This window comes from Sphingobacterium sp. T2 (genome assembly GCF_000814685.1).
Taxonomy (GTDB): Bacteria; Bacteroidota; Bacteroidia; order Sphingobacteriales; family Sphingobacteriaceae; genus Sphingobacterium; species Sphingobacterium thermophilum.
In genome coordinates, this window is record NZ_JXAC01000030.1 from 45558 (window position 1) to 52315 (window position 6758).

Genomic DNA, 6758 nt, shown 5'->3' on the forward strand with positions numbered 1-6758 from the left:
CAATTATTGGTTTGTCAAAACCATTAATGACAGATCTTTAAACGGTATGTTGAAGCGCTCCGCCATATCTTTGTTGGTTAGATTTCCTTGGTAAAGATAAATGGCGTTGCGAATACCCGGATGACTCCATATCAAACTGCTAAGCCCTCCAGATTCACCGATCTGCAATAAAATCGGCGTAAAAATATTGGTTAGGGCATAGGTGGCCGTACGTGCTACACGAGAGGCTATGTTCGGCACACAATAGTGAATGACATCATATTTACGAAACACGGGCTTATCGTGCGTTGTAATCTCGGAAGTTTCAAAACACCCACCTTGATCTATGGACACATCGATAATCACCGAATTGGGTTTCATCTTGGATACCGTCTCTTCTGAAATGATGCACGGACAGCGGCCATTTCTTGCCCTCAACGCTCCTATTGCCACATCACATGAACGCACCGCTTTATTCAGAATAATAGGCTGTATGACAGAAGTATAAACTCTAGAACCTACATTATTCTGCAGCCTACGCAACCTAAATACGGAAGAGTCAAAGACCTTCACCTGTGCCCCCAAAGCTATGGCAGTACGCGCCGCAAACTCGCCAACGGTGCCTGCTCCGATAATAACAATCTCCGTAGGAGGAACACCTGTAATACCTCCTAACATCAAGCCCTTACCGTCAAACACATTAGAAAGATATTCAGCCGCAATCAAAATGGAAGTAGCACCAACAATCTCACTCATCGCTCGTACCACAGTCAGATGTCCTCCCTCATCCTGTAAATATTCATAAGAAAGAGCTGTCACCTGCTTCTTTATTAACGCCTGTAAAACCTCCTGCTGTAAAAGACTGGGCTGCTGCGAAGAAAATAAAATCTGCTTCTGACGCATCAGCCCTACCTCTTCCAATGTAGGACCCGCTATCTTGACAATAATATCCGCACTATAAACATGAGAACGCTCATAAACAATCTGTGCTCCCTGCTCACTATAATGATGGTCCAAGAAGTTGGAATGGTCTCCCGCCCCAGACTCAATGAGCACCGTATGACCATGTTCTACAAGTAAAGCTACAGAAAGTGGCGTCAGTGCTATCCTTTTCTCCTGAAAAACCGTTTCTTTGGGAATACCAATTACCAAATTCGATTTCTTTTTTCCTTAAATGCATTTGGCTTAGTTCCTTAGGCTGGCCGAAAATCCCTTACTACCACTTTAGACATATAAAAATTAACAATTTTTAATTCCAAGTTTAATAAATATAACTTAGAGATACACTGACAAATCGCGTAATAAAACAAAAAAATATAGTTTTTATGATGGTATTTTTTAGCTTTGTAGTATTTCCATACCTTAAAAGGACCTATGAGATTTTTCAAAGCAATAAATCACGTAAAAATCTTACCTAGATGGGTAATATTTTTCTTGGATATGACAGCAGCAGTAATCGCTTTTCTGCTTGCTTATTACATTTATCAAGATACCAAAAATATTGTATTCAGTCCAAATGATTTTGCGCTTCAGTTCCTTCTCTGCCTTGGAGCTACAGCAGCGTCATTTATAGTATTCAGACTTTATTCCGGAATTGTGCGGTACACAAGCTCTACCGACTCCATCCGCATATTATCGTCCAACATCCTAACGATTATTATTCTTTTCACTATAAAACTATTCTGTTTGGCAATCCGTACAACCCCGCCAATTGAAAATTCCCTGATTATCATTTATGGGTTGTTGCTATTCTTAGGGTTGGTGACCTACAGAACATCTATCAAAGTATTCTTTCAGTATTCCAAAACAGCGAAGAAGGTTAAGAAAAATGTGGTGGTCTTCGGCGCAGGGGAGATGGGAATAGCCGTAAAAAGAACTTTTGACCACGACCTTACAACAAACAAAATCATCGTTGGTTTTCTGGATGACAATCCCTCGAAAATTGGAAAGTCTATTGACGGTGTCAGAATTTATAAGTCTGACAAGTTGATAGAGGTCATCAACCGCCTGTCAGTAGACGAGCTGATTATTGCAACACCGGCCATACATCCGGACCGTAAATCGCAGATTATAGACATCTGCCTAGAACAAAATGTTTCCGTATTAACGATTCCTCCTGCTCAGAAAATTATAAATAGAGACCTTTCCGTCAATCAAATCAAAAATGTGAAGATTGAAGATTTGCTGGAAAGAGCGCCTATCAAAATAAATAATGAGTCTATCCTCGAACAGCTGAAAGGGAAACGTGTCCTTGTAACAGGGGCAGCAGGGTCAATAGGTAGCGAGATTGCATCACAGCTCGGTAAATACGAGCCTCAGATGATTATCCTCTGTGACCAAGCCGAGTCTCCATTACATAATTTACAGCTCGACTTACAGGAAAGGTATAAAAACCAGATTTTCCATACCCTCATTGGCGACGTTAAAGATGTCTTTAAGGATGGAGTATCTTTTTGAAGAATTACGCCCGCACATCGTTTATCATGCCGCCGCATATAAGCATGTGCCTATGATGGAAAACCATCCTATAGAAGCTATCCGTACCAATGTGTGGGGGACATATAACATCGCCAATCTGTCGGTTAAATATGGCGTCCAAAAATTCGTGTTCGTTTCGACAGACAAAGCCGTAAACCCTACCAACGTGATGGGCGCTTCGAAACGTATTGCTGAAATTTATGTACAATCGCTAAACAATAAACTTTTGAAGGAAAATCCTAACAAAGGAACCCGCTTCATAACTACACGATTTGGAAATGTGTTGGGCTCCAACGGATCTGTAATCCCTCGCTTCAGAGAACAGATTGAAAAAGGAGGCCCAGTCACCGTTACTCACCCGGAAATAACCCGTTACTTTATGACGATTCCGGAAGCATGTCAGCTCGTGCTCGAAGCCGGAAACATGGGCCAAGGAGGAGAAATATTCGTGTTCGACATGGGTAAATCCGTGAAAATCGTAGACCTAGCGAAAAAGATGATTAAGTTATCCGGATTGGAACCTAATAAAGATATTGAAATAAAATTCACAGGATTACGTCCAGGAGAAAAACTGTTCGAAGAACTGTTGAATGACCATGAAAATACGTTGCCTACCCATCATGAAAAAATTATGATCGCCAAAGTACGCGACAATGACTTCGAAGAGGTAAAGCAGCATATGGAAGAACTATTCGCCTTAATAAATAGTCAAAACAATACTAACATCGTGCGAAAAATGAAAGTCATAGTTCCTGAGTTCAAAAGCCAAAATTCGGAATACGAACTATTGGATAAAGAGTTAGCGCTGAAGAGCATAACATCATAATCATTTTTGCTTTTTGTTGCTTTAAATATTGTAAGTTTTCAATAAAAGTGTATTTTTGCGTTCCATAGTATTATTTTTAATATAAACTGATGTCAACAAACTATAATTCAGCGGATCAGAAAGGATCATTTTTTCAAGACAACCAAAAAAGCCTAATCTTCATTTTAGGAGGTATTGTAGTTTTAATACTGCTTTACATAGGTTACCAAAAATTATATTTAGCTCCTCGAGCAGCAGAAGCTGCCGACGCCATGTATAAGGCGGAAGAGCTCGTGTTGATTGACTCTTTGGAACAAAAAGCTATAGAGGGAGACGGAAGCTTCCCTGGTCTAAAAGAAATTGCCGAAGAGTATTCGAATACACCGTCGGCAAACATTGCCAACGCTTACCTTGGAGGTCTTTATCTACGTCAAGGAAAATTCCAAGAGGCTATCAACTACCTAAAAAAATATTCTGATACAGGTAGTGACATCATCGATCCTCTAGTAACAGGAATGATTGGCGACGCTTACTCAGAAAGCCACGACTACAAAAGCGCGGCGGAATATTACAAAAAGGCAGCCGACAAGTCCAACAACTCATTCACCACACCCCTGTTCTTAAAAAAATTAGGCTTGGTGTACGAACAGTTGAATGAGTACAAAAAAGCAGAAGAGGCATATCAAAAGATCAAAACAGAATATCCTCAAAGTAATGAGGCTGCATTGATCGACGGACCTCTAGCGCGCGTGCAGGCTAAGCAATAATTAATTTAAACAAAAGATATTGATTGAGGCTGCAATATTGCAGCCTTTTTAGTTCATAATAAATATGGCAAGTTCATTAAAAAATTTATCAGACTTCTCACATCTTCAAGTCAAATCGGCACAGGGACTTAAATTCGCTATAGTCGTGTCGCAATGGAACGCTCAAGTTACCGGTGCCTTACTCAACGGCGCTATAGAAGGGCTTACCAAACACGGAGCCGAAGAAAAAGACATTAAAATTATCGAAGTTCCGGGAAGCTACGAACTGACTTCAGGAGCTGATATTGTATTACGCAACAAAGACATCGACGCCGTAATCTGTCTGGGCTGTGTAATCCAAGGAGAAACTAGACATTTTGACTTTATTTGTGACGCTGTAGCCAACGGTATAGCCAATGTGTCCATCAAATACAATAAGCCTGTAATTTTCGGTGTACTTACTACGGACAACCTCGAACAAGCATTAGACAGAGCGGGAGGAAAATACGGTAATAAAGGTAAAGAGGCCGCTATTACCGCAATACAAATGGCTCACATCAGCAAGGAAAATTAGTTTATCATTACACAATAAAAAAGGAATCCATCAGGATTCCTTTTTTATTGTTTTATCGTGAAAGAGCCTCTTCTTTCGGGCAAGTCCTGCTAATATATAAAATTCTACAGAAACTTTTTTCCTAACAAAAAAGCGCCTCCATAATCTCGGGAGACGCTTTTCAATTATAAAACTACACTACTAATTATTTTCTTTCTAATCCTTTTGCAACAAGTCCCTCTACATAATTTCTAACGGCTTCGTTAGAAAATCGGGATGTTACATCAAAAGCAAAAGCATGTACAAGTAATATTCTTGCAGACTCTTCACCAATACCTCTTGCTCTTAGATAGAATAAGGAATCGTCTTCAAATTGTCCCATGGTACAGCCATGTGAACATTTCACATCGTCAGCAAAGATTTCGAGCTGTGGCTTAGTATATACGGTAGCTTTGTCACCCATCAACATGTTGTTGTTTTGCTGGAAAGCATTTGTCTTCTGCGCATCCTGACGAACGAAGATTTTACCGTTAAACACCGCTGTTGACTCTTCCTGAGGGATATTCTTGTACCACTCGTATGATTCACAGTTAGGCTTAAGGTGATCCACAATAGTGTGGTTATCTACTAGCTGTTTGTCAGCTAATAGGTTGATACCATACAAATGAGACTCTACATTTTCGGCATCTAGGCGCACGTTGATATTGTTGCGCACGAAAGATGCTCCCGGGAAACTACAGTTGTAGTTGTTGTATAAGCTGTATCTTGTTTGATATACCTCCGTATGGGTGAAATAGTTACTCTCCTTAGCGGCAGTCTGAAGGTAGTAATGCTGTATCTTGGCATTTTCTTCCACTACGATTTCTGTTACCTTGTTGTGCAGATTGTGGGCTGCTCCTTCCACAGTGACAAAAGATTCTACAATCTCCACCTCCGCATTAGGTTCGATAACATACAAGTTTCTTGTCTGCGCGAAGAACTCCTGTTTTCCTGTAGCTACATGTATTATATGCAAAGGCTTTGAAAGCACTTTACCCTTAGCCACTTCAAGATATAATCCTGAAGTATATAAGGCTGTGTTGAGAGCTACCAAAGGGTTATCCGACTTATCGGCATATTGCGCAAAATGCTTCTGGAAATTAACTTCCTCGGCAGCTTCCTCTATAGGTTTCACTTTCAGTCCTACCTCATCCTCCAAAGAGGAGAAGGCCAACACATATTGTCCGTTTACCAACACAATGCGATGGGCATCCAATTCAGGGATGTCTGCTTTGCTCAAATCAATGTCGGCAACATCCACATCCTCGTTCAGCAAATACGTTTTGCTTACCAATGGATGGATATTGGTATATTTCCATTCTTCATTCTTAACAGTCGGAAAACCTTCCTTCTGAAATCTTGCAAAAGCCTCCTGACGAAGGGTACGCAAAAACGAAGGTTCGTTTGTAGCTTCCAGCTCTTGAAAGGTAGAAGTTAACTGTCCGAATAAAGAGTTTGCTACTGTTGTACTCATGTTATTTGTTATCAATCCGCTCATGACCTTTTAGTTTTATCGATGACCAATTAGGCATTTTGCGCATCTAATTCTTTCAACCAATCGTATCCTTTTTCTTCTAGTTCTAATGCCAATTCTTTTGGTCCCGATTTTACGATACGACCATCGTACAATACGTGCACAAAATCCGGAACGATATAGTCCAATAATCTTTGGTAGTGCGTAATGATGATGAAAGCGTTGTCTTTTGAGCGCAATTGGTTCACTCCATTGGCTACGATACGCAAAGCATCGATATCCAATCCGGAGTCTGTCTCGTCTAGGATAGCCAGCTTAGGCTCCAACATCGCCAACTGGAAAATTTCGTTACGTTTCTTCTCTCCTCCCGAGAAACCTTCGTTCAACGAACGGTTTGCTAGGTCCGCAGAGAACTCTACCAGCTTCTGTTTCTCCTTCACCAAAGTCAAAAATTCTTTTGCTTCAAGGGGAGGGAGACCCTTATATTCACGGATTTCATTTAAAGCAGTCTTCAGGAAGTTGATATTTGACACACCAGGGATTTCCACTGGATATTGGAATGCTAAGAAAAGACCTTCGCGAGCACGATCTTCAGGCGATAAATCTAACAAATCTACCCCATCTAACGTTACCTCACCGCCAGTTCACCTTCGTACGACCGCTCGACGTCCGCCATGACGCTTT

Annotated in this window: 5 protein-coding genes and 2 pseudogenes; 4 read left to right on the plus strand and 3 right to left on the minus strand. The window is 40.8% G+C overall.

Features of this window, described 5'->3' with window-relative positions; all coding sequences use genetic code 11:
• Positions 1–3 precede the first annotated feature (3 nt).
• Positions 4–1149 (minus strand): annotated as a pseudogene (locus tag SD31_RS02810) (alanine dehydrogenase); the annotation flags it as partial.
• Positions 1150–1353: 204 nt separating this feature from the next.
• Between SD31_RS02810 and SD31_RS20560 the strand changes: the two are divergent.
• From SD31_RS20560 to ribH, 4 genes are all read left to right on the plus strand, one after another.
• Positions 1354–2436 carry a polysaccharide biosynthesis protein gene (locus SD31_RS20560; protein WP_316929734.1) on the plus strand — a complete coding sequence of 361 codons (1083 nt, stop codon included), beginning with the start codon at positions 1354–1356 and terminating at the stop codon, positions 2434–2436.
• A complete protein-coding gene (locus SD31_RS20565; protein ID WP_316929735.1) occupies positions 2420–3283 on the plus strand; it encodes a UDP-N-acetylglucosamine 4,6-dehydratase family protein in 864 nt (287 codons plus the stop codon). The genes SD31_RS20560 and SD31_RS20565 overlap by 17 nt, the downstream gene beginning before the upstream one ends.
• 89 nt (positions 3284–3372) lie before the next feature.
• Positions 3373–4029 (plus strand): tetratricopeptide repeat protein, encoded by a 657-nt coding sequence (locus tag SD31_RS02820; RefSeq protein WP_039053023.1) that lies wholly within the window; start codon positions 3373–3375, stop codon positions 4027–4029.
• Positions 4030–4093: 64 nt separating this feature from the next.
• Positions 4094–4582, plus strand: coding sequence for a 6,7-dimethyl-8-ribityllumazine synthase (gene ribH, locus SD31_RS02825; RefSeq protein WP_039053024.1), 489 nt, complete (start codon positions 4094–4096; stop codon positions 4580–4582).
• Between the two features lie 184 nt (positions 4583–4766).
• Here ribH and sufD read toward each other — a convergent pair whose 3' ends face one another.
• Positions 4767–6074: a Fe-S cluster assembly protein SufD gene (gene sufD / locus SD31_RS02830; RefSeq protein ID WP_082021784.1), complete on the minus strand. Its 1308-nt coding sequence runs from the start codon at positions 6072–6074 to the stop codon at positions 4767–4769.
• Positions 6075–6124: 50 nt separating this feature from the next.
• Positions 6125–6718 (minus strand): annotated as a pseudogene (gene sufC, locus SD31_RS02835) (Fe-S cluster assembly ATPase SufC); the annotation flags it as partial.
• Between the last annotated feature and the right edge of the window lie 40 nt (positions 6719–6758).

What these genes read in the sequence shown, in the direction of transcription:
- SD31_RS20560 (WP_316929734.1), top strand. Translation starts at nt 1,354, where the DNA reads ATGAGATTTTTCAAAGCAATAAATCACGTAAAAATCTTACCTAGATGG.
- SD31_RS20565 (WP_316929735.1), top strand. Translation starts at nt 2,420, where the DNA reads ATGGAGTATCTTTTTGAAGAATTACGCCCGCACATCGTTTATCATGCC.
- SD31_RS02820 (WP_039053023.1), top strand. Translation starts at nt 3,373, where the DNA reads ATGTCAACAAACTATAATTCAGCGGATCAGAAAGGATCATTTTTTCAA.
- ribH (WP_039053024.1), top strand. Translation starts at nt 4,094, where the DNA reads ATGGCAAGTTCATTAAAAAATTTATCAGACTTCTCACATCTTCAAGTC.
- sufD (WP_082021784.1), bottom strand. Translation starts at nt 6,074, where the DNA reads ATGAGTACAACAGTAGCAAACTCTTTATTCGGACAGTTAACTTCTACC.